Source organism: Marinoscillum sp. MHG1-6 (assembly GCF_024714475.1).
GTDB lineage: Bacteria > Bacteroidota > Bacteroidia > Cytophagales > Cyclobacteriaceae > JAMZMI01.
The window spans coordinates 795,828-819,287 of the sequence record NZ_JAMZMI010000002.1; the positions used below are offsets into that span (position 1 = coordinate 795,828).

Here is a 23,460-nt window from a genome sequence, read left to right on the forward strand (position 1 = left end):
TCTATATTCGAATTATAGTTGAATTTTTAACACCTAAATACTTAACATTATGTCATTTGAATTACCAGCATTACCATATGCTCACGATGCACTTGAACCACATATCGATAAAGCTACCATGGAAATCCACCATGGCAAGCACCACAATGCTTACATCACAAAACTAAATGGTGCAATTGAAGGCACTGAGATGGCTGGGAAAAGCATCGACGAGATTGTAAAAGAACACAGCGACATACCTGCTGTAAGAAATAATGGTGGGGGTCACTGGAACCACTCCTTATTCTGGACTATCATGAGTCCAAATGGTGGTGGCACTCCATCTGGCGAATTAGCTGCTGCAATTGATGAGGCCTTCGGAAGCTTCGAAGGATTTAAAACTGCCTTCAGTGATGCCGCAGCAACAAGGTTTGGTTCTGGATGGGCATGGTTGTGTGTTCAAAAGGGAGGTAAAGTTGAGGTTTGCTCCTCTGCAAATCAGGACAACCCATTAATGCCAGGAATTGGTTGTGGCGGCTCGCCTATCCTTGGATTGGACGTATGGGAACATGCCTACTACCTAAACTACCAAAACAGAAGACCTGACTATATCTCTGCTTTCTTCAATGTCATCAATTGGGATGAGGTAAGCAAGCTTTATAGCGCTGGCAAGTAATCATGAAATTCCACAACGAAAAAGGCCGACCTGAGATTCAGGTCGGCCTTTTCATTTTAGGTAAGTTGTTAGTTGTTTGTTAGAATCTGGTAAGCAATTCTGTTTTAAAAGGAATCAGATTTTTGTCCAGTTCAATCTGCTGTTCTCCCTGATCCTTCGTTTTCACCTGAAGCGTATACCAGATATCCTGGGTAGAGAAATCTGTCTGCTTCACGAAGGAAATAACCTTGTACTTTCGATACTCCCCCTCCAGATAATACTGAATGGAGATGGGTAATTCGTCATCAAGGTGCTCATACTCTGTCAGCAATTCTCCTGACTCGTCATAACATGCCGTCATTTCTCTCCCCTTAAACTCAAAAGAAGCTCTATAAACGGTTTCCTTCTCAGGTGACACAAAAATGTTCCATACTACATTTGATGACTTTGGGTACTCGTGGTAGTGCCACTTGATCACACTAAAGTCAATTTCGCTTTCTGAAACATTCTGCTGTTGCGAATATAGATTGTGGGAAATGAGAAAAGCAAGACATATCATTAAAAATGTCTCAATTTTTACTGTCATTTCTGGTTGGTAATTGATAATAATAGAATAAGTTAACGTTTTCAGATGTAACAATCCAATTTTTAGCCCAAAAAAATGAATGTTTCACTCAATTATCTCCCCACTCTCGTGACTTCTATGTAATATTTCCGCTTTCATCATATTGCTTTCAATAAGAGTATCAAGCCTTACCCCCCAATCATTGATTCGAGGCTGTCCTCCGTCTACCCAGGCGGTATACCAAAAGTCACCGGTCATTTTTACAGCCTTTCTCATCTGACGCTCAACCATGCCGTTTAGCATATCATGATATTTCCTGGAAAAATCAAATGAATAAACTCGTACCGTTGATGCCCCCCTCGCTTCAAAGCTGTATTTCTTAGAGTCGGGAAATTTTTCTGTGAGCAATTTCTCCATTAACAATACGGAATCCAGTGCTGCATGAGCTTCCTTCACAGCCTCCCAGGAACGAAGCTGTGTATTATGAACGTACTCAGCCTTTCCAACGAAAAAATCATAATCCTCAAAAAACAACTCTGGTAGTCTTGATTCCCAAAATCCATGAATCCCATCCTGACCGGTTTTTTGCCCATTGTAATTGGAGGTCGTATGAAGCGGCACATTCGCATCACCTATATAATGTCCAAGGTCTGCCGACAAACGAAGAACCGCCTCTGCATCTTGTGTCAAAAAAGCTTGAGTCAACCGATATTGAACCCTATCAATATGCCAGGGTACCATCCCATACAACTGCATAGTATCCAATGTTAGACTTGCAACCGCCTCCTTAAAATAACGGGGAAGTCTATTCGCTGCGCTATCTCCATACTTATCCAGATCAATGTAATGTCGACAAGCCTCCTCCTTGACCACATATCTCCGCATATCAGGGTTTACTGCCTTTTCTGAGAGATAAGCAATATTTCGTTTGTAAAAACCTACCATTTCCACAGGAAGGGTAAAGACTGCCAAACGGTTGATTTTCTTATGAGCAAAGAAGCCCCAACCACTAACCCCAACAGAGACCACGACCAATAGAAAGACTGAAAATACCTTTTTCAATTTCATCCTTGAAAATTGATCAAATTCTATTCAATATTTTTACATAAGGTTTATTTATTCTTTTTTGTTTTATCCACAATTATTCTATCTTTGCACTCCTTTTACAGGATAGAAGAATTTAAAAGCTCATGGCAAATCATAAATCCGCATTAAAGAGAATTCGTTCAAACGATGCTAAACGTGTGTTGAATAAGTATCAGCACAAAACAACCAGAACGTATATCAAGAGACTAAAAGAAACTACAGATAAAGCTGAAGCTGAAAAGCTATTGCCTCAAGTTTCTAGCATGCTTGATAAGCTGGCTAAGAAAAACATCATTCACGCGAATAAAGCATCAAACATTAAATCAAAGCTTACTCAAAAAGTAAACGCGCTTTAAGTTAGACTGCGGTATTAAAATATACTGACCCTGTTCATTTTACTGGACAGGGTTTTTTTATTGCCTGATTTAATTCATTTTTACACATAATGGAATTAACGTCAGACAACTTCTCCATCAAACACTGGGCAGAAGAAGATCGCCCCAGAGAAAAACTCCTACTTAAGGGAAAAGCCTCCCTCTCCGATGCCGAGCTCATTGGCATTCTAATTGGATCAGGTACAAAAACGCTCAGCGCAGTAGATGTCGCCAAGATAATCTTGCACGCCACAGAAAATAACCTGAACAAGCTGGCCAAACTTTCGGTAAAAGACCTTATAAAATTTAAGGGCATTGGTGAAGCTAAGGCCATCTCAATTGTCAGCGCATTAGAGCTTGGCAGAAGACGAAAGAGTGAAACCCCAACTGCAAAACCAACCATTCAACAATCCAGAGATGTTTATGAATACATTCGTCCGGAGCTTTTGGATTTGAGGCACGAGGAGTTCTGGATACTCCTTTTAAAGCGAAACAATGAAATCATTAAGAAAAAGCGGATCAGTGCCGGAGGCATTTCAGGCACCTTTGTGGATGTCAGGATAATTCTTAAAAGCGCCCTGGAAGAAATGGCCAGTAGCATCATCCTGATTCATAACCATCCTTCTGGCAACCTCAAACCAAGTCAGGCTGATTTGAGCCTTACGAGGAAAATCAAAGAAGCTGGAGCAACCATGGACATTCCCGTACTCGATCACATTATTTTCACCGATAATGGCTATTTAAGCTTCGCGGATGAGTCGCTGCTCTAGCCATCAGCAGACTCCATGACTGATCAATATTTATTATAGATCATAATAATAACTTATAATAAATTCAGTAAATTCTATCTGACATTAACACCCCTACGATGAAAAATCTCCGCTACATAAGCGCTCAAGGTTGGCATGCCCCTTCCTTTCGGTTTAAAAACCACAGCGCGCATCAATTCCGGTCCCTCATTGAAGCTATGACACTCAACCAGGCTTTGTTGGTTTCCTCCATGTACAGAACAGACTTGTTGTATTTTTCTGAAAAAAATATGAACAAGCCAATTCTAAAGGTATGGTGTCTTCTGACAGGAAATAACTACACTGATTCACTTGCCCAAAAATTATTGACTGGGCAAGGGGATCAGGAAGTCTTTGAATTGTATTTTGATTCAATGTCCCACTTAAAATTGCATGACCGATATTATAAAAGATACAAAACCACACTCAATGAAATCTTTCATCTAGAGCCTTCCAATATAATACTCCAGGAACTTACACAATGCGACCGGTTTTTAGCCAGGATGTCAACTAAAAGCCATGATGAAGAAACATTAATTGACCACCCCAATGAGAGACTGGCTCAGCCCTCCATGTTTCACTTCATCCCATTATGCAATCATTATATCCGGAAGCCCTTTGACAACTGAATAGGATAAGCGAACAAGCAGGAGTAATTTTATGGTTTATTAAATTCCGAAACCTGAAAGTTTCGCATTAATCAACCATGAAAAAAATTCTTTACCTGGTCATTCCAATCGTTATAGTCATCATTGGGTACTCAATGCTTAGCGGCTCGTCTGAGGATTATATTAATCAAATCCAGGCCAGACGACAAGAGCAAATTACCTATCTCAAAACAGCTGATGACAGCCCCTTCAACAGGTTTGATGTGCCCTTTGAAGAACCAAAATACTTTCCTGTCTCAACTGACTACAGAGTGCGAGCCAATTTGGAACGTTTCTCGAAAACCGAACGAGTAATTCTTCAAACAAGCGATGGAGTTACCAAGAGCTTCATAAAATTCGCCTATGCAAAATTTAAACTACAAGGCGAGGCTCATCAATTACTCATTCTGAAGCCCACTGGTTTTGGAGCTGATGAACATTACTTCCTGGGTTTTGCAGACGAAACCAGTGGTGCCTCAACCTATGGTGGGGGCAGGTACATTGACCTTGAAATTGGAAAGTCGGACAACATAACTATTGATTTCAATATGGCCTATAATCCATACTGCGCTTATACCACCGGTTACTCTTGCCCAATTCCACCTGCAGAAAACATCCTGCCCATTGGAATAGAGGCTGGGGAAATGGATTATAAACATTAATTGCTAGGGCAAGTAACCCCACTTTAATATTTTTGCCGACTAACACAAATCACAGGTGAGGTACAATATGATCACTCACCTATTAAACTGAATCAATATCCATGAAAATCTCTTACAACTGGTTAAAAGATTTCATTCAAATAGATGAAACCCCTGAAAAAATTGGCAGCATTCTTACCCAAACAGGTTTAGAGGTTGAAAGCATAGATGAAGTTGAAAAAATTAAAGGTGGGCTTGAGGGGCTTGTGGTGGGAGAAGTCCTTACCTGCGAGCAACACCCAAATGCGGACAAGCTTAAATTGACCAGGGTTGATGTCGGTAATGGAGAGCCACTTCCAATAGTATGCGGAGCACCAAATGTAGCCACCGGCCAAAAAGTGATTGTGGCCACAGTAAACACCATGATCTATCCGTCTTCCGGGGAACCCTTCAAAATCAAAAAATCAAAAATCAGGGGCGAAGTATCTGAGGGTATGCTCTGTGCTGAGGATGAGATCGGCATGGGCGCAAGTCACGATGGTTTATTAGTGCTGAATACGGACAAACCTAATGGAACCTCGATTAAAGAGTTATTTGATACTGGAAAAGACTTCGTATTCGAAATCGGCTTAACACCTAACCGTGGAGATGCGACGGGGCATTTAGGGGCCGCACGGGATTTACGTGCCTACTTTAATCGTCCATTAATTGAGACGGACTTTAAGACTCCTGAAAAAAAGATTGATCGACCAATTGAAGTTTCTGTAGAGAACACAGAAGCCTGCCCGAGATATTCCGGAGCAACCATCAGAGGAGTGAAGGTTGGTCCTTCACCTGACTGGCTTCAGTGGAGACTACGTGCGGTAGGTCTTTCTCCAATTAATAATATTGTGGATATCACCAATTACGTGATGATGTCTTTGGGGCAACCCATGCATGCTTTTGATGCAGATGTGACTGGTGAAAAGATCACCGTGGGTACGCTTTCGTCCGGCACTAAGTTCAAAACGCTGGACGAGGTCGAAAGAACGCTGCATGAAAAGGACCTGATGATCTGTAATGATAAAGGTGGAATGTGCATTGCTGGCGTATTTGGAGGAGTGGATTCAGGCGTAAAAGACTCTACCACGGACATCTTCCTGGAGAGCGCCTATTTCTCTGCCGACTGGGTTCGTGCTACGGCGATGAGACATAGCCTTTCAACAGATGCCTCCTTCCGATTTGAGCGTGGAACAGATCCAGAGATCACCATCCAGGCACTTGATATGGCCACCACCCTCATATTAGAATATGCCGGTGGGTATCTGGCGTCGGACTATACTGACATCTATCCATCAAGAGTCGAGAAAGTAAAAATTCCAACTACTTTCCATAATTTTCATCGATTGATTGGTGAAGAGATTCCTAACGGACGCATTCTTGAAATTCTGAACGGATTAGATATTGAGACAGTTGAAATGACAGAAGAAGGCTTCACGGCTGTGGTTCCGGCCTACAGAAGCGAAGTAACGAGAGAGGCTGACCTTGTCGAGGAAGTTCTTAGAATATATGGGTTCAACAATATCCCGCTAGAGGAAACGCTCTCTGCAGGATATATGGCTCATTTCAATGAGAAAGAACCTTACAAGCTTCAGGAAAATGTTTCTCAATATCTGGCAGGATCGGGATACTCGGAAATCCAAACCAACTCTCTTACCAATCCGGAATACTTCCATAAAATACCAGTTGGCGAAAATCCGGTTGAAATTCTTAATAAGTCCAGCGAAGAGCTCGGCTACATGAAGACCACACCTATTTACACGGGTTTGGAATCACTACGACACAATATCAACAGAAGACAGAAGAACCTCAGGTTTTTTGAGTTTTCTAAAACCTATCAGAAAGCTGACACCTACAAGGAAACAGAGCTGCTTAGTTTTTACCTGACCGGTGAGAGTAACGAGGCATCGTGGAATAAAAGTGCTAATCCAATCACTTTTTATGACTTGATGCAAACTGTTCTTTCTGTATTCAGTTCCCTGAAAATGGACGAGCCCACTTTTGAAGAACTAATCGACGAAAATTATTCATATGGCCTGACAGTCACTTATAACAATGCAGTTATTGGCAAGATTGGTAAGCTTCATAACAAGTTGACCGGATATTTTGATATAGATCAGGAAGTGTTCTATGCTGAATTACTTTGGAAAAAACTGATCAAAGGGGCAAAAACGCAATATGAATTCTCACCGCTATCAAAATACCCGGAAGTTCGCAGGGACCTGTCTTTGGTGATCGATGAGGGCGTTAGTTATAAGGAGATCAAGCAATTAGCTTTTAAGTTTGAAAAAAAATTGTTAAATCGTCTTAATGTTTTTTCTGTCTACAAGGGAGACAAGTTGGATGCTGGCAAAAAATCTTATGCTATTAGTTTTTACCTGCAGGACAAAGAGCAAACTCTGAGCGACAAGGTGATCGACAAAACGATGAATAACCTAATCAGAGCTTTTGAAACAAATATTGGTGCATTAATCAGAAAGTAAATGGGAAACGAAACACTAAGAACGGAGTTAAGTCAACTTGAAAGAAGGGTCAAACTTTTGCTTAGTGAGCATTCCGCACTGAAATCTGAAATTCAGCAACTAAAAAAAGCCAACGAAGATTTGAAAAGTCAACTGAGCGCCCAAAATGGGCATTTGACAAACTTTCAAAATCAAGCGAAAATTAGTAGACTTGTAGATAGCATGTTAGCCGAGGGGAAGACTTCAAATGAATTGAAGACAGTGATCGAGGGCTACATCAAGGAAATAGATAAATGTATAGCTCATTTGGGTGAAGCATAAACCGAATGGCAGAATTATCAATAAAGCTGAAGATTGGGAATCGCGAGTATCCCATGAAGGTGAAAGCCGAAGATGAAGAACGCATTAGGCGGGCAGGAAAAATGATCAATGAAAAAATCAGATCCTATAAGGATCAGTTTGGTATTGATGATTATCAGGACCTGTTGGCAATGGTTGCGTTTGATTTTCTCGTGGATAAGATGAAAAGTGATGAAACCATTGAAACCACGGATGAGTTCGCACTCAACCAAATTCGCACGATTAATCAGCTAATTGTCGACGCAACGTAATACAAAATCTTTTCCTTTCTGTAGACATCCATCATTGAGTTAGCTCCACTCGCTGACTATCAATATATATACATAAACAAATGGATGATGTAATCATATATGCCGTATTAGGCATAATCGGTATCATACTGGGTGTAGGTATCGATCGCGTTCTTCTAAAAAAGATTTTGAAGAAGAACCTGGAAGAGGCGGAGGAGCAAAAAAAGCTTATCCTGAAAGAGGCGGAGGTCACCGCTGAAAGTATCAAAAAGGACAGGATATTAGAAGCGAAAGAGAAGTTTCTAAAACTTAAAACGGAATTTGATGAAGAGGCTAATCGTAAGAAAAACCAAATCATCAACAACGAAAACAAGCTCAAGCAAAGGGAGTCCAACCTCTCCAAACAAATTGAGCAGAACAAGCGAGCAGAAGCTGAACTTGACTCAATGAAAGAAAACCTTCAAGCTCAAATGGAGGTAGTCAAATCAAGAAAAGAGGAATATGAAAAGCTGAAAAATCAGCAAATCGCGATCCTTGAAAAGGTGTCAAATCTGACAGCCGAGGAAGCCAAAAATCAGCTTATCGAAACCCTGAAAGATGAGGCCCGCACAGATGCTTCAGCGCACATTAAGGACATTATTGAGGAAGCCAAACTCACAGCCACTAAAGAGGCTAAAAAGATTGTGCTTCAAACGATCCAACGTACGGCCACTGAACATGCCATCGAGAACTGTGTCTCCGTTTTCAACATTGAAAGTGACGACATCAAAGGGAAGATCATTGGGCGTGAAGGAAGAAATATACGTGCCCTTGAAGCTGCCACTGGTGTTGAGATCATCGTAGATGACACACCTGAAGCAATTATCATTTCAGGATTCGATCCGGTAAGAAGAGAGATTGCCAGGCTATCCCTTCACAGACTTGTTCAGGACGGCAGGATCCACCCTGCCCGAATTGAAGAGATTGTGGGCAAGACCAGTAAAAATATCGAAGAGGAAATTGTCGAGATAGGAGAACGAACAGTTATTGATCTTGGCATTCACGGACTTCACCCTGAGCTCATTAAGTATGTTGGCAGAATGAGATTCCGCTCCTCCTACGGACAGAATCTTCTCCAGCACTCAAGAGAGGTTGCCAAACTTTGTGGCACGTTAGCTTCGGAACTTGGGCTGAATGCCAAACTGGCGAAAAGAGCCGGGCTGTTGCACGATATTGGTAAAGTCTACCCTGATGAACCGGATAAGCCACACGCTATTATCGGCATGGAGCTCGCTAAGAAGTTCAAGGAAAGTGCTGAAGTATGTAATGCCATTGGAGCCCACCATGATGAGATCGAGATGACCTCGATGATCTCTCCAATCATACAGGCATGTGATGCCATTTCCGGTAGCCGTCCTGGAGCACGTCGAGAGATCATGGAGCAATACCTGAAAAGGCTCAAAGAGCTGGAGAGTGTTGCACTTAGCTTCGATGGTGTAAATAAATGCTATGCCATTCAGGCTGGTAGAGAGCTAAGAGTACTTGTTGACGCAGAGCATGTCTCTGATAAACGTGCCAGCGAGATCTCTTTCAATATCTCACAGAAGATTGAAAAGGAAATGCAATATCCGGGTCAGATTAAGGTCACTGTGATTCGGGAGACCAGAGCGGTAGCATTTGCCAAGTAATTTGATGTACCGGTTGAGTTTAGAAATCAACTGACAATAGCATACAAAAAGCCCGGATGTCTGGGCTTTTTGTATTGTTTGAAGAATTACGAGTCTATTGAGCCCATAACTCTTTTCATAAAGCCATTGAGCGCCTCCTTCTGTGGAGTTCCATTCTTAACCTCTTTACTCACTTCTAGTGCTCCATAAAGGTTGGAAAGCAGTTCTCCCAACACATCCAGCTCCTCATCTTTCAACGCCGGAGAATCAGCCAGGTGCTCCAATAACTCAATTGTTTCGATCACCCAATCCTCGTCGTTTTGATCTACAAACTCAACGATGTGTTTAATTACTGGTAACTTCATCCAATACTTTAGTTATCACTTCAACTTTGTTTCCTGCTGACTGAGACACCAACTGTCCGTTCACAAAACCGGCGAAAGTAGGTAGATTCTTGACTTCAGCAAGTGATCTTGATTGAGGAAGCTTTTCAGCATCTACATAGATGAACTTGATATCCTCATTCTCCCCAGCCATTCTTTTAAATTTCGGCTTCACCAGTTTACAATTGCCACACCACGTAGCTCCATATTGCACCATTACCTTAGGTGTACTGTCAACAATGTCTTGTAGGTTATCTTCCGCAAGTTCAATCATATCCTTAGTCTTTTATTTAAGTTGTAATTTCTTCTTGAATGCAAATTTGAATTAGAAGCTATATAGTATTTTTATCTTCTTATAACTTTTTCTTATGACCTTCGCGCAGCTTGAATATGCCTTAGCCATTCAAAAATATGGAAGTTTTAGCAAGTCCGCTCAAAAACTCTCGCTATCACAACCAGCCCTTAGCTCACAAATTCAGAAACTAGAAAACGAAATCGGAATAAGATTGTTTGATCGATCATCAAACCCCATCATAGCGACAGAAGATGGTCATCAATTCCTTGTGAGGGCTGAAGAAATAATCACGAGTACGCATAAGTTAAAGGACTTTTCACAGCATCTTTCCAGTGACTATTCCGGTGAGTTGAGAGTGGGAATTATTCCAACGCTCTCACCCTTCCTGGTTCCTTTATTCAGTCAATCACTTAGCCTCGACTACCCAAACTATAAACTCGATATTACCGAGCTGATTACTCAAAAGGTCATTCAGCAAGTTAGATCCGGAGATTTGGATGTGGGGATCATATCAACCCCCATTCAAGCTCATGGCATCCTCTCTGATCCGCTTTTCTATGAGAAATTCTATTTCTATTCCTCTACAGACCTGGACGGAGCTATCCTGAATGTCAATGACATCAATCATGAAGATCTTTGGCTTCTTGAAGAAGGTAACTGCTTTAGAGATCAGGTAAATGACTTTTGCAAGATCAAAGGACTGAGAGAAAGTAAACCTGTAGTATATCGCTGCAATTCCATAGATTCACTCATCCGCATGGTCGATAACCATGGTGGTTATACCATACTTCCTGAGCTTACAACCATCAGCCTGACAGAAGATCAGGCATCCAATATTAGGCCTATTGAAAGAAAGGCTCGCGAAATTGGTTTGATCACACGAACCATTCCTGATAAAGAGCGCTACATCAAGGTATTAAAAACCTACATTCAACAAAATGTACCCAAACATATGCTCAGCAAAGAAAACCTTGAGGTGGTAGATCCAGGCCTGGAGGTCAGCTAATTAATTCTTACCATAGAGCTTCTTGCCATCTTCCTCATATTTATCTCCCGGAGTCCACCACAACACATCATTGGTGTTAGCGATTTTGTTTAACGTGTAGATATAAGCTTTGGAGAATTTTATGAGGTAATCATAGTCCAGTGTTTGAGGCTCATCGGTAGGCTGATGATAATAATCCGTAATTGCGGCTCCCATTTCTACCACACCTGGTCCATAGGAGACCGCCGGGACACCCTTAGCAGCAAAGCTTACGTTATCAGATCGGTCATAGAAATTTTCCTCAGGAAACATGTCATCAATAGCCTCCAGTCCAAACATATCTGCCCCTTCCACAAGGTACGGGGTCACTGATGTTCTGTTAAAACCTACGATGGTCACTTTACTGATATCATCATACCCTCCTGTATCAGTATTTAAATTGAACACTGTTTTTTCAAGTGGGATCAAAGGATGTTCGGCATACCACTGACTTCCCAACAAACCGACTTCTTCTGCATTACACGCCAAAAACAGAATAGACCTTTTAGCCGGATGCTTTGCAAAGTATTTTGCAGTATTGATCATATTCGCGATGCCGATGCCATTGTCCCTGGCACCGTTCCATATCGAATCTTCTCCTCCTACGACATTCTTCACCCCCACATGATCCAAATGGGCCGATATCAGGATATAATCATCTTTTAATTCAGGATCGGTTCCCTCAATATAGGCCACCACATTTGGAGCGATCACTTTTTCATTCCCGGAACCTGAAAGCTTCAGGGTAATCTCCTCACCGTCTTTGGACTTAAAATAGCTCAGCAAATCGCCACTTTCATCTACCAGCCATCCTGAAGGGAAGGGCTTTGACTGCTGACCATGATCCAATGCAAACTGGTCTCCTGATAAATAGTTAACGATTAATTTCCATGGAATACGAGAAGGTCGATACAACTCAATAAGACCCAGAGCACCTCTCTCTCTCGCCAAAGCTGATTTTTGCAATGAGAATTTGTATGACCCTTTGGAGGGATCTCCGTTTCCCGCCTTGGCTATTAAGATCTTCCCTTCAACATCTTTTCCCTCCAGGTCTTCCTCAAACCCATACTCCACAAACATCATTTCTGCTTTGAGATCCACATTGCTGGTAGACACAAAAATCATGTCCTTCCATAAATTAAAGACAGAGTCACCAAGAATGACTGACGCCTCTCGAGGCGCTTTAGACTTTTGCAGGTAGACCGGCTGAAAATAATTCTCAGTACCTGGGACCGGCTTGACGCCAAAGGACCTGAACTGCTCCGCGATAAACCGGGCGGCAATTTCATTTTCCTGCGTTCCGGTATTTCTTCCACGCATCTCATCAGAAGCCAAAAAGTAAACGTAAGATTGGTAGTCTTCCTTCTTTACTTCCTTATTAATCTGTTTGGCCAGTTTTTTCTGAGCAAAACCTATTTGTACCAGTAGGATGATAGCAGTATATAAAAATGTCTTCATTCTTGAAATATGAGTTTTTTGATAAAAATAAGGCCATTATGCACCTTACCCATCAGGATAATCCTTCATTGGAATATCTATGTTTTAAAAGGTCAATTCGGAGAAATTCTTCTATTTATCACCCCAACTCTCCTTGAAATCAGACCAGTAGTCTTTTACGGTAGTTTTCATTTCCTTTTGAAGCAGAAGTATTCCGATAAGGTTAGGTATGGTCATCAAAGCAATGGTGATATTGGCAAAGGTCCAAACAATCGTAGTATCTGCAAATGCTGCAAAGAAGAAGCCGATCACGTAGATGATTCGGTACACAATCACATATTTCGAGCCGAAGAGATAGGTCGTTGCTCTATCTCCATAGTAGGACCATGAGATCGCCGTTGAAAAAGCAAACATGATTAGTCCAATAGAAACAATATACTTTCCATAATCACCAAAAAATCCGGCATTGAAAGCGACAGTTGTCAATGGCGCGCTATGCAACAAAGATTTTCCAGTAAAAACGAGGTCAGGGTTATCACCTGCGATAGCTCCATTGATGACGGCCACCTTTCCTGTAAAAGGCTCACCGCCTTTTGACACCTTGATATTTTCTGCAAAGGATCTGGCCACAATGATCGTTGGGCTTTCGACAATCACCCCGTTCACTACCTCCAGATCTCCGTTGTAAAAGCTCTCCTCTCCTTCTTCAAGTAAAAAGCCCCTAACCTTTTTAACATGGTCCGGGTTGGACTCGTCGTATTGATGTTCCAATACGAGTATGTCAGCATATTGAAATTCGTTTTCATATTTAGTTACCCAGGCACCGGACGAAAGCAATACCAACCCGGTAATTGTACAAATTATGATGGTATCAATAAATGGCTCCAGTATGGCCACCATTCCTTCTGACACCGGCTCATGAGCTCGAGCCGCGGCATGAGCAATGGGTGCAGACCCTTGTCCTGCCTCATTGGAAAACAGGCCTCGGTTGACACCCCTATTGAATGCAAAAGCCAGATTAGCACCCAAAAAACCTCCCATAGCCGCACTACCGGTAAACACGTGCGAAAAGATTGAAAGAAAGGATGGAATAATATTATCGTAGTTATAAAGTATTACCGATAGGGCTCCCACGAAATAGACAACCGCCATAAAAGGAACCAGTTTCTCTGTTACTTTAACAATTCTCTTAATTCCACCAAGAATTACAAGCGCTAGCAAAACGGCTAAAACACCTCCGGTGATGATTTGATCAACACCGAATGTAGTAAAAACAGAATTGGCGATATTATTAATCTGGGGAAGGCTCCCTGTACCAAATGAAGAACCAATGGTCGCCACTGCAAACAATCCACCAAGCCAAAGACCTGTCTTCACTTTTCTTCCATCTTTTAAAGTGATGTCCAGACGGTTCTTCATGTAATACATTGGCCCACCGGCAATGGACCCATCATCGGAAACCTCCCGGTACTTGTGTGAGAGGGTAACCTCCACAAATTTGGTAGTCATCCCAAAAAAGGCCGTCACTAACATCCAAAACAGAGCAGCTGGACCGCCGAGGTGAATGGCTAATGCTACACCTCCAATATTTCCTGTCCCAACAGTACCGGATAAAGCTGTGGTTAATGCCTGGAAGTGACTGGCATCTCCCTGATCTCCTTTACGATCAAATTTTCCGGTGACAATTTTAAATGCATGACGGAAATAACGGAATTGAGGAAACCCTAAATAAATGGTGAAAAAAAGGCCTGTTCCAAGCAATAAATAAACAAACCAGGATGATCCTCCGATGTAACTATCAACCAGATTTAACAACTCATTAAGTTCCCTCATATGTATGGCTATTTTTCAAACCGAAAAACTAACTAAAATAAATGGATTGAGTTCATGTCAACATATCAGCGGAGTCCTGTTTTTTTAAGCGGAGTGATATTAAGTTTTCACTTTTTATTAAATCAACAATATATCTCCCTGTTCCCTGTATTATACCCAGCAGTTAACCAGAAATATTGAAATATTATCTTATTAAATTCAGTTTGTTATAAATTTCACAAATACACATTTACGCTATTTGGAATATAACCTGTTGTTCAATATATTACTTACAGCTATGACAAAGTGGTAATTTATTGCCACGTTATAAATGAAATTTTCATTTTTATAATACCACATTTATTTTCAACCAAATTAAAATTAAGAACCATGGCTAAAACAGCTAGCGAAGTCTTCGAAGAAGCAAAGGCGGAACTCGGAGGACTAAAGGCAATTTCAGCAGTTGAAATTGCTTCCGGATTATCTCACGGATCACTTGTTGTAGACACTAAATTTGATCTTGATGCAGCAAGCGCTTACAACGCAGAAGTAATCAAAGCGAAAATCAAAGCGAAGAATGCAATGGGTATGCAGAAGGAAAAGATCGATATCATGATTATCGAGCTCACTTCTCAAATCCATGTGATTCAGCCTACAGATAATGAAAAATTCATTATCTACATGGCGGCTGATAAATCAGCATCTAATATGGGGCTTATTAGAAAAGTAATGCTCGGTATTGCCAAAGACGTACAGTCGACACTAGATTAAAACTAAGACATGTCCAAAGATCGCTTTGGAGAAATCTTGGATACTTTACAGGCTCAGCATTTACCTTCAGGTAATGTTGAGCTTGTTGAAGAGGATGAGTTTAATGATCATCCTTTTTTGTCCGGGCTACCGTTTTTAAAGTCTATATCAGAGTTACAACTGGAAAGTGAGGATAAATACTATGTCATCACTAAAATCACGGATAAATTATTCCTTTCTATAAGTGAAGTCAAAGCCAGTAGTAACATTGGTATACTCAAGAACATCAGCAAACGGATTTCGAACGAAATAAGAACAGCAGCTATTAAACCGATTTGAGGCACATTATGCCATCAGTCAATCTTCTTGGATCTTTTAGTTACGACCACCAGTCTGTGGAGTTTTTCGTTAATCGCGAAGACAAGGCCCATAGTGCAATTGTAGAAGTCTGCTGTAAAAAGATGAAAACTCAAGGTCTCAAATCGATGACCATAGAGTTTGATCATTCATCTTTTATATACTTCCTCAAAAAAGGAGATCACATCCGTTTTATTGAAGGAAACAATAAAGATTACCCTGTCCTTACCTCTAAAGTCAGGCTTGGTTTAGAGGGAGACCTGATTCCTGAAGAAGATTTAAAAGAGAAGGAAGAAACCGAACCAAAGGCAGCAGCAACTGTTCAAGTAAGCCCGCCCTCCAGTGATGATCTTGACACTTCCCTTAAGGAGGACCATGCCATCATACACCATTCATTGTATCAGTCTCTTGATCAGTTTAAAAGAAATTATTCAAATGCCGAACTCTATTTCAAGCCTTTCGAAGAACCTGGCGGTGATTTCTACTGGTGTCGGGATTATCAATATAAAAGTTTGGTAGCACTTGGTGACTGTACGGGGCATGGCTCTTTGGGTGCCATGATCGCTATGTCGGTAATGACCTTGCTAAAACAATTTTTCAGGTTACCTCCCACCTCACTAAAAGATGCCCTGGTAGAATTTCACCATCAGATGAAGGAGCTTATGGAAGAGGAGATTCTGGATACGTTTGATGTCGAGTTAGGTGTACTCCTTTTGGACAAACGAACCAATATCCTTACCTACTCCGGATCGGGCGTCAACATGACATTGAAAAGCGGTGATGAAGTAAATAGTTATCGTTCCAGAAAAACCAATATAATTACCGGGAAAGTCACAGAGGAGCAAATTCAGCTGAAGGAGGGTGACCAAATATTCATCTACTCGGATGGAATCCTGGATCAGTTCGATGCAAAGGATGAAAAAAGGATGGGCTTGAAAGGCCTTCAGCAAATAGTGACAAATACTCATCCTCAAAATACTTTAAGCACCTTTTTGAAGGATTTTAACAGCTTCAGAGGAAAAACAGAGCAACTCGATGATCAGACTATGCTCATCCTGACCGTGTAGCTTCGGGATTTTGATTTAGTGTTATTAGCCATTAGTTTGGAACTATGATTGGGTTAACCAAACTCTTCCTTAAATTATTTCCATGGCTATTGTGCGTTGGGCTTCTTTCCTATTTACTGATCAGTGAAAAACTGGGTATAAAAAAGGCCTTTCAAAGCACAGAAATCCACCAAAACACCCTTCTCCAAAGTGTAGAAAAAATTGGAAAACTCGAGGTAGTCCAATACAATCTTCAACAAATTACCGAACTAAAAAAGGTCCCGGGCTATATTGACCTGAAGCTTTTCCAGCTCAAAAATCCCCTAATAGAAGATGCAAAAGGTGTTCTCATCAGTCAGGGAAGCGCCACAGGCTGTATCGACCTTACTAAAGTATCTAAATCAGATATTCTCCTGATTGAGGACACACTCTACATCACCCTTCCTCAACCAGAACTATGCAACTTTAAAATTGATCTGGAAAAATCACGACTTTACGACCTGGAAATCCGGAGTATTCTGGATCAACAAAAAGAATTCATGGAGGAACTTTACAGGCTTGCGGAAGCTGATGTAAAAAAATCAGCCATGGATATGGGCATTATAGAGCAATCCAGGTCCAATGCCATTCTGATTTTAAAACCCTTGTTTGAAAACGTATCAGGAATGCCCGTAATAATCAACTTCGATATGGCAACAAGATTAGAATCAGTAGAAAGTCAGTAGCCGTACTTTTCCTTCCACCTGGCTCTCAAAAACTTTCTCAACTCTTCTTCGCGGGCATTTTTACCGGGATCATAATAGGTTGTTCCAGCTAGCTCATCCGGAAGAAATTCCATATTAGCAAAATTCCCCTCATAAGCGTGGGCATACTTATAACCTTTTCCATACCCCTGATCTTTCATCAATTTGGTAGGCGCATTTCGGATCGCCATTGGAACAGGGAGGTCTCCTGATCTCACTACCTCTGATTGAGCCTTATTAATCGCCTCATAGCTCGCATTACTTTTAGGGGAGCTCGCAAGATATGTCACGCATTGAGATAATATGATCCGGGCTTCGGGGTAACCGATCACGTTAACCGCCTGAAAGGCTGCATTGGCCATAACAAGCGCAGTTGGATTGGCATTGCCAATATCCTCAGATGCAAGGATCAATAACCGGCGAGCAATGAATTTCACATCTTCACCACCTTCGATCATTCTGGCGAGATAATACACCGCAGCGTTCGGATCGCTGCCTCGAATGGACTTGATAAACGCGGAGATAATGTCGTAGTGCATCTCTCCTTTTTTGTCATAAAGGACCGTCTTTCGCTGAGCAACTGCTATTACCATCTCGTCCGTCAGAGAGATCTCATCCTTATTTTCTGATTTCACCACCAACTCAAGCAAGTTGAGCAGTTTACGCGCATCACCCCCTGAAAGATTGAATAAAGCTTCTGTTTCGTTAAGTTCAATCGAGAGTTTTTTCATCTCAAGATCTTCCTCAATGGCCTTATCAATGATCTTCCTGAGATGGGTCTTATCCAAATGATTTAAGGTGTAAACCTGACATCTGGACAACAACGCCGCATTGACTTCAAAACTTGGGTTTTCAGTTGTTGCTCCAATCAAAGTGATTGTTCCCTTTTCAACCGCGCCCAGCAACGCATCCTGCTGAGACTTATTGAATCGGTGTATTTCATCAATAAATAGAATGGCTTTACTTCCGGGCCGAATGCCGTTGATCACCTCGCGAACATCCTTCACACCGCTACTGATCGCACTCAGGGTATGGAAGGGAACCTTAACCTGATTGGCAATAATATTGGCTAGAGTGGTTTTTCCTGTTCCCGGTGGACCCCATAATATCATGGAAGGCACACGTCCGGAATCTACTGACCTTCTCAGGATTCCTCCTTCACCCACCAAATGCTCCTGACCTATCAGGTCTTCAAGGCTCGTAGGCCTCATCCGCTCGGCTAGTGGTGAGTGGTCTTGAAACATAAAAGTCTATTTTGATGACAGGATCACTGTCATATTTCCTTAAAATTCGCAGTTACCAGGAGTACGCGGAAATGGGATCACATCCCTGATGTTACCCATACCCGTCACGAACAGGATCATCCGTTCAAAACCTAAGCCATACCCACTATGAGGCACCGCTCCATACCTCCTTGTATCAAGGTACCATTGCATTTCCTCAACGGGAATATCCATTTCCTTCATTCGGGTGATCAGGTTATCCAAACGCTCCTCTCTTTGAGAACCTCCAATGATCTCTCCAATACCCGGAAAAAGGATATCCATCGCACCGACGGTCTTACCATCATCATTCTGACGCATGTAGAATGCCTTTATATCCTTAGGGTAGTTGTAAAGGATCACTGGTTTTTTGAAATGTTTCTCAACAAGGTATCTCTCATGTTCAGACTGAAGGTCTGCGCCCCATTCCTCGATCAAATACTGAAACTTCTTCTTTTGATTAGGCTTGGATCGCTTTAGGATTTCTATTGCTTCGGTATAGCTTACTCGCTCAAACTCATTCTCCAGGACGAATCTCAACCTTTCGATTAGCGATAGCTCATTTCGTTCATTCTGCGGCTTGTTTTTCTCCTCGTCAGCAGCACGCTTATCCAGAAACTGTAGGTCATCGGCACAATGATCCAGCGCATACTGCACCAGGTATTTCAACATCTCTTCAGCCAGATTCATATTATCCTGAAGATCATAAAATGCCATCTCCGGCTCAATCATCCAAAACTCAGCAAGGTGTCGAGTAGTGTTAGAGTTTTCAGCCCGGAAAGTTGGGCCGAAAGTGTATATCTCAGAAAGTGCCATTGCTGCCAATTCCCCTTCAAGCTGCCCTGATACGGTCAGGTTAGCTTCCTTCTCAAAAAAATCTTGCTTATAGTCCACCTGCCCATCTTCTGTTTTTGGCACTTGATCCAAATCAAAGTTGGTCACGTGAAAGGTTTCCCCTGCTCCTTCAGCGTCGGATGACGTAATGATCGGGGTATTGATATAGCTAAACCCTTTTTCATTGAAAAATTGGTGAATCGCAAATGCCAAGGAATGCCGCACTCTCATTATAGCACTGAAAGTATTCGTTCGCGGACGTAAATGAGCGATCTCCCGCAAAAACTCCAGGCTATGTCTTTTAGGCTGTAAAGGATACTTATCCGGATCTGCCTCGCCATAAACTTCTATGCTCTCCGCCTGCAACTCAAATGCCTGCCCGGCACCTTGAGAAGGAACAATTTCCCCAAAAACCCCAAGGCTTGCTCCGGTGGTGATTTTCTTCAAGGTTGACTCCTCAAAGCTTTCTGCATTGGCCACAACTTGTAAATTATGGATCGTGGAGCCGTCATTAAGTGCTATAAAAGCTACACTTTTGCTTTCTCTTTTGGTTCTAACCCATCCCATTACCATGAGCTTTTGTCCAATTAGATCAGATGACAAAACCTCTTTGATTTTCGTGCGTTTTTCTTTCACAGCCTAATGTTATTTACGTCTTAAAAGGGTAGCGCAAAACAACGATATTTTGAGGTTTTAATCAAAGAATAGCATAATTATGATATTTTTGATTTGAGCGAATTAGAGCATGCAGAAACTAGGATTAACACAGTCACTTTCACAGAAATTATCGCCGCAGCAGATTCAATTTATCAAACTGCTCCAGGTGCCTACGGCTGAGCTGGAAGCGAGAATTGAGGAGGAATTGGAGAGTAATCCGGCATTGGAAGAAGGGCCGGAGGAGAAAGAACCGGATAGCGAAACCGAGGATTTTGACAGTGAATACGAGAACGACTCTCTGGATGACATTGAGGAGTATCTGCACGATGATTATTCCGGATATAAAATGCAGGGAGATGGCAATAGCCCTGATGAGGATAAGGAAATGCCAATATCTGTTGGCGCCACGTTACATGAACAGCTCATCTCACAGCTGGGCTATGTGAGAATGACGGATCGTGAACGCATCCTTGGAAAACAACTGATCGGAAGTATTGATGCTGATGGATACATCAGACGAGAATTGGAAGCCATCGTCAATGATCTGGCTTTTTCTCAGGGTGTGGATACTGATGCGGAAGAGCTGGAAAATGTCCTTTACAAAATACAAGGTTTCGATCCTGCAGGAATTGGTGCTCGTAATCTTCAGGAATGTCTAATGTTGCAATTGGAACGTAAAGATGAGAGTCATCAGGAGGTGAAAGTTGCAAAGCAGATCGTAGAGAGATGCTTCGATGAATTCTCCAAAAAGCATTACGATAAAATAGCTCGAAAGCTCAATATTGAAGACGAGGAGCTTCTGAAAGAAGCTATTGCTTCAATCACGAAACTCAATCCTAAACCGGGCGGAGTTGGTGATGAAATTGTCAAGACCCAATACCTCATTCCGGACTTTCTGCTCACCAACAATAACGGCAAGCTTGAGTTAACGCTCAACTCAAGAAACGCACCACTACTTAACGTTAGTAGGTCGTATTCAGAAATGCTTCATGCCTATGATAAGAGTGATAAAAAGGATAAAAAACTCAAGGAGACGGTCACTTTTATCAAACAAAAGCTAGACTCGGCCAAGTGGTTTATAGATGCGATCAAGCAACGCCAACAAACACTGCTCAACACCATGCAAGCGATCATCAACTTCCAATACGACTATTTTCAGGAAGGAGATGAAAGCCAACTAAAGCCGATGATCCTCAAGGATATCGCCGAGAAGATTGGCATGGATATCTCTACCGTATCGCGAGTTGCTAACAGTAAAAGTATACAGACAGAATTCGGTATTTATCCATTGAAATATTTCTTCTCTGAAGGAATTGCTACTGACTCCGGCGAAGATGTAAGTAGCCGGGAAGTAAAGAACAAGCTGAAGGAGTTTATTGATAAGGAAAGCAAAGAAAAGCCTTTGTCTGATGATAAACTGGAAAAACTTCTTCGCGCTGAAGGCTACAATATCGCGAGAAGAACTGTTGCTAAATACCGTGAGCAATTAAATATTCCTGTCGCACGTCTCAGAAAACAGCTCTGAGTTGAGGCAATTCATGACCTCCATATCCATAGTATTTCACCCCTTGCTTATGGCAACATACACGGGGATACTATTCTATTGGGTATGCCCATCCATGTTCAGCCCGATACCCTATGATGCGATACCTCACTTTATTGGCGCATTGTTCGCTACTACATTTTTGATACCGGCTCTAAGCGTGTTGATATTAAAGTTATCTAAAAGGATAAGTAGCCTGGAATTATCAAACCGGGAAGAACGCATATTACCTTTTTTCAGTATTGCATGTTTCTATGGGGCAACAGCCTATATTTTCCATCAGAAACTACAGATATCATCTTCCATCATCAACGTGATGATTATCTCCACGGTATTAATTGTGGTGCTTGGACTGGTTAGCCTGAAATACAAGATCAGCATTCACGCAGCAGCCATTTGGGGATTGGCTGGGATTTTCACTTCTGTGGGACAGAAGTTTTTAGATACTTCCATCATACCGGCATTATGTGGAGTGATCATTATCGCCGGACTTACCTCTACCTCCCGTTTGTATCTTAACAGACACACTTCCATTGAGGTATGGTCAGGTAGCATAACAGGATTTCTACTATGCTACCTGTGCACCAATTTCTTTGTTTAGAATCCGCTTACGCTTATTCCAAGGGTACCAGCCATTGGTTTTTTCCCGTTAGGGTCAGGTGTAGTATTAAATACTTCACTCATATACATCTTGTAGAAAAGATGAATACCTCTAAACCCAAATCTGAATTGAAGTCCATAGCGGTAGTTCTTTAGATCAAACTGACCGTAAAGTTTTTCCTTATAATCATCTCCGCCCAGGGAATATTTTGTTTTGGTATGTGCGCCTATTTTCAATCCGGCTACACCGCCAACGCCGATAAACCAGCCTTCTCCCTTTTCAGTTTTCAAAGGATGAATTCTAAATTCAACCGGAATTTCAAAGTAACCCACAACCAACTTATTCTTATCATAAGTAAGTCCAATGGAGTCCAAAGAAACCGTACCCCCATTTCTCACCCAGGCATAATCCCCGTTGAATGCATATTTATCAAAAGTGAATCCGGCCGCAGGATAGAAAGAAATTCTATCAGAGATTCTCAACCTACGGTTGTAATAGATGCCGACAGAATTGGATCCAAGGGTCTTCATTGGTAGTTGTGATGGCTTCGATGACCAGTAGTTAAATCCAAAGTCCAACATCAGGTCACCCTCCAAATCCGGCTGGTCAGGTTTTGAATTCACAGGGTTTTGAGCAGAGGCGCTTAACGTTACAAACAACATCAGTATTACAATCCCACAGATTCTATTCATGTTTTTCATTTTTCCGATTCGCAGCAAAGATAAAATCAATTTTAAATCACAAAGGAATAACGCAATCTTTCTATTCAAATTACTAACTTTGTGCTTCGAAATTCGAAAGGCCTCCTAGCTCAACTGAATAGAGCACTTGATTACGGCTCAAGAGGTTGCAGGTTTGAATCCTGCGGAGGTCACTATGAAAGAAAAAACCCATTGCGAAGGCGATGGGTTTTCGTTTTTTGGAGCAATCGGAATTCATTCCAGATTAGCCTGAAAAATGAAAACGGGTGCAAACAGATTTTTCTTTCGGAATTCGGATAACAAAGGATCGCTGAAAGCAATCCTGATGATCAACAATATTCAGCAAACCGCAACCCCGGTTGCAGGGCTGGCCGCCCGCGTTTGAATCCTGCGGAGGTCACTATGAAAGAAAAAAACCATTGCGAAGGCGATGGGTTTTCGTTTTTTGGAGCAATCGGAATTCATTCCAGATTAGCCTGAAAAATGAAAACGGGTGCAAACAGATTTTTCTTTCGGAATTCGGATAACAAAGGATCGCTGAAA

Annotated in this window: 25 protein-coding genes and 1 tRNA gene; 17 read left to right on the top strand and 9 right to left on the bottom strand. The window is 41.8% G+C overall.

What is annotated here, in order from left to right; translation table 11 throughout:
* Positions 1–49 precede the first annotated feature (49 nt).
* The gene (locus NXR94_RS07340; protein ID WP_258103948.1) at positions 50–655 is read left to right on the top strand and encodes a superoxide dismutase; all 606 of its coding nucleotides are present in this window, start codon (positions 50–52) and stop codon (positions 653–655) included.
* 79 nt (positions 656–734) lie between these two features.
* Here NXR94_RS07340 and NXR94_RS07345 read toward each other — a convergent pair whose 3' ends face one another.
* Together NXR94_RS07345 and NXR94_RS07350 are read right to left on the bottom strand one after the other, a co-directional pair.
* The gene (locus tag NXR94_RS07345; RefSeq protein WP_258103949.1) at positions 735–1,220 is read right to left on the bottom strand and encodes a hypothetical protein; all 486 of its coding nucleotides are present in this window, start codon (positions 1,218–1,220) and stop codon (positions 735–737) included.
* An 84-nt stretch (positions 1,221–1,304) separates the two neighbouring features.
* Positions 1,305–2,267, bottom strand: a complete 963-nt coding sequence (locus NXR94_RS07350; RefSeq protein WP_258103950.1) for a zinc dependent phospholipase C family protein — start codon at positions 2,265–2,267, stop codon at positions 1,305–1,307.
* A gap of 122 nt (positions 2,268–2,389) precedes the next feature.
* Between NXR94_RS07350 and rpsT the strand changes: the two genes are divergently transcribed.
* From rpsT to rny, 8 genes are all read left to right on the top strand, one after another.
* On the top strand, positions 2,390–2,641 hold the full coding sequence (rpsT, locus tag NXR94_RS07355) for a 30S ribosomal protein S20 (protein ID WP_258103951.1): 252 nt from the start codon (positions 2,390–2,392) through the stop codon (positions 2,639–2,641).
* 89 nt (positions 2,642–2,730) lie between these two features.
* Complete coding sequence (gene radC / locus NXR94_RS07360) at positions 2,731–3,429, top strand: DNA repair protein RadC (protein WP_258103953.1); 699 nt, start codon at positions 2,731–2,733, stop codon at positions 3,427–3,429.
* A gap of 98 nt (positions 3,430–3,527) precedes the next feature.
* Positions 3,528–4,076 (top strand): hypothetical protein, encoded by a 549-nt coding sequence (locus NXR94_RS07365; protein WP_258103954.1) that lies wholly within the window; start codon positions 3,528–3,530, stop codon positions 4,074–4,076.
* Positions 4,077–4,153: 77 nt separating this feature from the next.
* Positions 4,154–4,756 (top strand): DUF1684 domain-containing protein, encoded by a 603-nt coding sequence (locus NXR94_RS07370; RefSeq protein WP_258103955.1) that lies wholly within the window; start codon positions 4,154–4,156, stop codon positions 4,754–4,756.
* Between the two features lie 101 nt (positions 4,757–4,857).
* Positions 4,858–7,257 (top strand): phenylalanine--tRNA ligase subunit beta, encoded by a 2,400-nt coding sequence (gene pheT / locus NXR94_RS07375; protein WP_258103956.1) that lies wholly within the window; start codon positions 4,858–4,860, stop codon positions 7,255–7,257.
* Entirely contained in the window at positions 7,258–7,557 is a 300-nt protein-coding gene (locus NXR94_RS07380) for a hypothetical protein (RefSeq protein ID WP_258103957.1), read from the top strand. It begins immediately after the preceding gene.
* A 5-nt stretch (positions 7,558–7,562) separates the two neighbouring features.
* The gene (locus NXR94_RS07385; RefSeq protein WP_258103958.1) at positions 7,563–7,847 is read left to right on the top strand and encodes a cell division protein ZapA; all 285 of its coding nucleotides are present in this window, start codon (positions 7,563–7,565) and stop codon (positions 7,845–7,847) included.
* A gap of 80 nt (positions 7,848–7,927) precedes the next feature.
* On the top strand, positions 7,928–9,493 hold the full coding sequence (gene rny, locus NXR94_RS07390) for a ribonuclease Y (RefSeq protein WP_258103959.1): 1,566 nt from the start codon (positions 7,928–7,930) through the stop codon (positions 9,491–9,493).
* Between the two features lie 86 nt (positions 9,494–9,579).
* On the opposite strand, the gene NXR94_RS07395 is transcribed toward rny, so the two are convergent.
* Together NXR94_RS07395 and NXR94_RS07400 are read right to left on the bottom strand one after the other, a co-directional pair.
* Complete coding sequence (locus NXR94_RS07395; RefSeq protein WP_258103960.1) at positions 9,580–9,837, bottom strand: DUF6952 family protein; 258 nt, start codon at positions 9,835–9,837, stop codon at positions 9,580–9,582.
* Positions 9,818–10,129 (bottom strand): co-chaperone YbbN, encoded by a 312-nt coding sequence (locus NXR94_RS07400; protein WP_258103961.1) that lies wholly within the window; start codon positions 10,127–10,129, stop codon positions 9,818–9,820. The genes NXR94_RS07395 and NXR94_RS07400 overlap by 20 nt, the downstream gene beginning before the upstream one ends.
* 94 nt (positions 10,130–10,223) lie before the next feature.
* Between NXR94_RS07400 and NXR94_RS07405 the strand changes: the two genes are divergently transcribed.
* Entirely contained in the window at positions 10,224–11,156 is a 933-nt protein-coding gene (locus tag NXR94_RS07405) for a hydrogen peroxide-inducible genes activator (protein ID WP_258103962.1), read from the top strand.
* Here NXR94_RS07405 and NXR94_RS07410 read toward each other — a convergent pair whose 3' ends face one another.
* Both NXR94_RS07410 and NXR94_RS07415 read right to left on the bottom strand, forming a co-directional pair.
* Positions 11,157–12,632 carry a M28 family peptidase gene (locus NXR94_RS07410; RefSeq protein ID WP_258103963.1) on the bottom strand — a complete coding sequence of 492 codons (1,476 nt, stop codon included), beginning with the start codon at positions 12,630–12,632 and terminating at the stop codon, positions 11,157–11,159.
* A 111-nt stretch (positions 12,633–12,743) separates the two neighbouring features.
* Positions 12,744–14,444 (bottom strand): sodium:alanine symporter family protein, encoded by a 1,701-nt coding sequence (locus tag NXR94_RS07415; protein WP_258103964.1) that lies wholly within the window; start codon positions 14,442–14,444, stop codon positions 12,744–12,746.
* Positions 14,445–14,813: 369 nt separating this feature from the next.
* Between NXR94_RS07415 and NXR94_RS07420 the strand changes: the two genes are divergently transcribed.
* Genes NXR94_RS07420 through NXR94_RS07435 form a run of 4 tightly spaced genes read left to right on the top strand, consistent with a single transcriptional unit; the run spans position 14,814 to position 17,301 of the window.
* The gene (locus NXR94_RS07420; RefSeq protein WP_258103965.1) at positions 14,814–15,194 is read left to right on the top strand and encodes a hypothetical protein; all 381 of its coding nucleotides are present in this window, start codon (positions 14,814–14,816) and stop codon (positions 15,192–15,194) included.
* 9 nt (positions 15,195–15,203) lie between these two features.
* Positions 15,204–15,512, top strand: coding sequence for a hypothetical protein (locus NXR94_RS07425; protein ID WP_258103966.1), 309 nt, complete (start codon positions 15,204–15,206; stop codon positions 15,510–15,512).
* A gap of 8 nt (positions 15,513–15,520) precedes the next feature.
* The gene (locus NXR94_RS07430) at positions 15,521–16,597 is read left to right on the top strand and encodes a PP2C family protein-serine/threonine phosphatase (RefSeq protein ID WP_258103967.1); all 1,077 of its coding nucleotides are present in this window, start codon (positions 15,521–15,523) and stop codon (positions 16,595–16,597) included.
* Positions 16,598–16,641: 44 nt separating this feature from the next.
* Positions 16,642–17,301, top strand: coding sequence for a DUF4230 domain-containing protein (locus NXR94_RS07435; RefSeq protein WP_258103968.1), 660 nt, complete (start codon positions 16,642–16,644; stop codon positions 17,299–17,301).
* Here the strand turns inward: NXR94_RS07435 and NXR94_RS07440 are convergent.
* Positions 17,295–18,563: a replication-associated recombination protein A gene (locus NXR94_RS07440; protein ID WP_258103969.1), complete on the bottom strand. Its 1,269-nt coding sequence runs from the start codon at positions 18,561–18,563 to the stop codon at positions 17,295–17,297. The genes NXR94_RS07435 and NXR94_RS07440 overlap by 7 nt on opposite strands.
* A gap of 39 nt (positions 18,564–18,602) precedes the next feature.
* Entirely contained in the window at positions 18,603–20,051 is a 1,449-nt protein-coding gene (gene asnS / locus NXR94_RS07445; protein WP_258103970.1) for an asparagine--tRNA ligase, read from the bottom strand.
* Between the two features lie 109 nt (positions 20,052–20,160).
* On the opposite strand from asnS, the gene rpoN reads away from it, so the two are divergent.
* Together rpoN and NXR94_RS07455 are read left to right on the top strand one after the other, a co-directional pair.
* Positions 20,161–21,597 (top strand): RNA polymerase factor sigma-54, encoded by a 1,437-nt coding sequence (gene rpoN / locus NXR94_RS07450; RefSeq protein WP_258103971.1) that lies wholly within the window; start codon positions 20,161–20,163, stop codon positions 21,595–21,597.
* A 49-nt stretch (positions 21,598–21,646) separates the two neighbouring features.
* The gene (locus NXR94_RS07455) at positions 21,647–22,216 is read left to right on the top strand and encodes a hypothetical protein (protein WP_258103972.1); all 570 of its coding nucleotides are present in this window, start codon (positions 21,647–21,649) and stop codon (positions 22,214–22,216) included.
* On the opposite strand, the gene NXR94_RS07460 is transcribed toward NXR94_RS07455, so the two are convergent.
* A complete protein-coding gene (locus NXR94_RS07460) occupies positions 22,213–22,908 on the bottom strand; it encodes a PorT family protein (RefSeq protein ID WP_258103973.1) in 696 nt (231 codons plus the stop codon). The genes NXR94_RS07455 and NXR94_RS07460 overlap by 4 nt on opposite strands.
* 108 nt (positions 22,909–23,016) lie before the next feature.
* Between NXR94_RS07460 and NXR94_RS07465 the strand changes: the two genes are divergently transcribed.
* Positions 23,017–23,090 (top strand) — tRNA-Arg (locus tag NXR94_RS07465).
* The last annotated feature ends 370 nt before the right edge of the window (positions 23,091–23,460 follow it).

Excerpts from the sequence above, each read along its gene's own strand:
- NXR94_RS07340 (WP_258103948.1), top strand. The coding sequence starts at position 50 with ATGTCATTTGAATTACCAGCATTACCATATGCTCACGATGCACTTGAA.
- NXR94_RS07370 (WP_258103955.1), top strand. The coding sequence starts at position 4,154 with ATGAAAAAAATTCTTTACCTGGTCATTCCAATCGTTATAGTCATCATT.
- NXR94_RS07430 (WP_258103967.1), top strand. The coding sequence starts at position 15,521 with ATGCCATCAGTCAATCTTCTTGGATCTTTTAGTTACGACCACCAGTCT.
- NXR94_RS07460 (WP_258103973.1), bottom strand. The coding sequence starts at position 22,908 with ATGAATAGAATCTGTGGGATTGTAATACTGATGTTGTTTGTAACGTTA.
- rny (WP_258103959.1), top strand. The coding sequence starts at position 7,928 with ATGGATGATGTAATCATATATGCCGTATTAGGCATAATCGGTATCATA.
- NXR94_RS07425 (WP_258103966.1), top strand. The coding sequence starts at position 15,204 with ATGTCCAAAGATCGCTTTGGAGAAATCTTGGATACTTTACAGGCTCAG.
- NXR94_RS07415 (WP_258103964.1), bottom strand. The coding sequence starts at position 14,444 with ATGAGGGAACTTAATGAGTTGTTAAATCTGGTTGATAGTTACATCGGA.
- NXR94_RS07400 (WP_258103961.1), bottom strand. The coding sequence starts at position 10,129 with ATGATTGAACTTGCGGAAGATAACCTACAAGACATTGTTGACAGTACA.
- NXR94_RS07365 (WP_258103954.1), top strand. The coding sequence starts at position 3,528 with ATGAAAAATCTCCGCTACATAAGCGCTCAAGGTTGGCATGCCCCTTCC.
- NXR94_RS07440 (WP_258103969.1), bottom strand. The coding sequence starts at position 18,563 with ATGTTTCAAGACCACTCACCACTAGCCGAGCGGATGAGGCCTACGAGC.
- NXR94_RS07420 (WP_258103965.1), top strand. The coding sequence starts at position 14,814 with ATGGCTAAAACAGCTAGCGAAGTCTTCGAAGAAGCAAAGGCGGAACTC.
- radC (WP_258103953.1), top strand. The coding sequence starts at position 2,731 with ATGGAATTAACGTCAGACAACTTCTCCATCAAACACTGGGCAGAAGAA.
- rpsT (WP_258103951.1), top strand. The coding sequence starts at position 2,390 with ATGGCAAATCATAAATCCGCATTAAAGAGAATTCGTTCAAACGATGCT.
- NXR94_RS07405 (WP_258103962.1), top strand. The coding sequence starts at position 10,224 with ATGACCTTCGCGCAGCTTGAATATGCCTTAGCCATTCAAAAATATGGA.
- pheT (WP_258103956.1), top strand. The coding sequence starts at position 4,858 with ATGAAAATCTCTTACAACTGGTTAAAAGATTTCATTCAAATAGATGAA.
- NXR94_RS07380 (WP_258103957.1), top strand. The coding sequence starts at position 7,258 with ATGGGAAACGAAACACTAAGAACGGAGTTAAGTCAACTTGAAAGAAGG.
- NXR94_RS07385 (WP_258103958.1), top strand. The coding sequence starts at position 7,563 with ATGGCAGAATTATCAATAAAGCTGAAGATTGGGAATCGCGAGTATCCC.
- NXR94_RS07345 (WP_258103949.1), bottom strand. The coding sequence starts at position 1,220 with ATGACAGTAAAAATTGAGACATTTTTAATGATATGTCTTGCTTTTCTC.
- NXR94_RS07350 (WP_258103950.1), bottom strand. The coding sequence starts at position 2,267 with ATGAAATTGAAAAAGGTATTTTCAGTCTTTCTATTGGTCGTGGTCTCT.
- rpoN (WP_258103971.1), top strand. The coding sequence starts at position 20,161 with ATGCAGAAACTAGGATTAACACAGTCACTTTCACAGAAATTATCGCCG.
- NXR94_RS07455 (WP_258103972.1), top strand. The coding sequence starts at position 21,647 with ATGGCAACATACACGGGGATACTATTCTATTGGGTATGCCCATCCATG.
- NXR94_RS07435 (WP_258103968.1), top strand. The coding sequence starts at position 16,642 with ATGATTGGGTTAACCAAACTCTTCCTTAAATTATTTCCATGGCTATTG.
- NXR94_RS07395 (WP_258103960.1), bottom strand. The coding sequence starts at position 9,837 with ATGAAGTTACCAGTAATTAAACACATCGTTGAGTTTGTAGATCAAAAC.
- NXR94_RS07410 (WP_258103963.1), bottom strand. The coding sequence starts at position 12,632 with ATGAAGACATTTTTATATACTGCTATCATCCTACTGGTACAAATAGGT.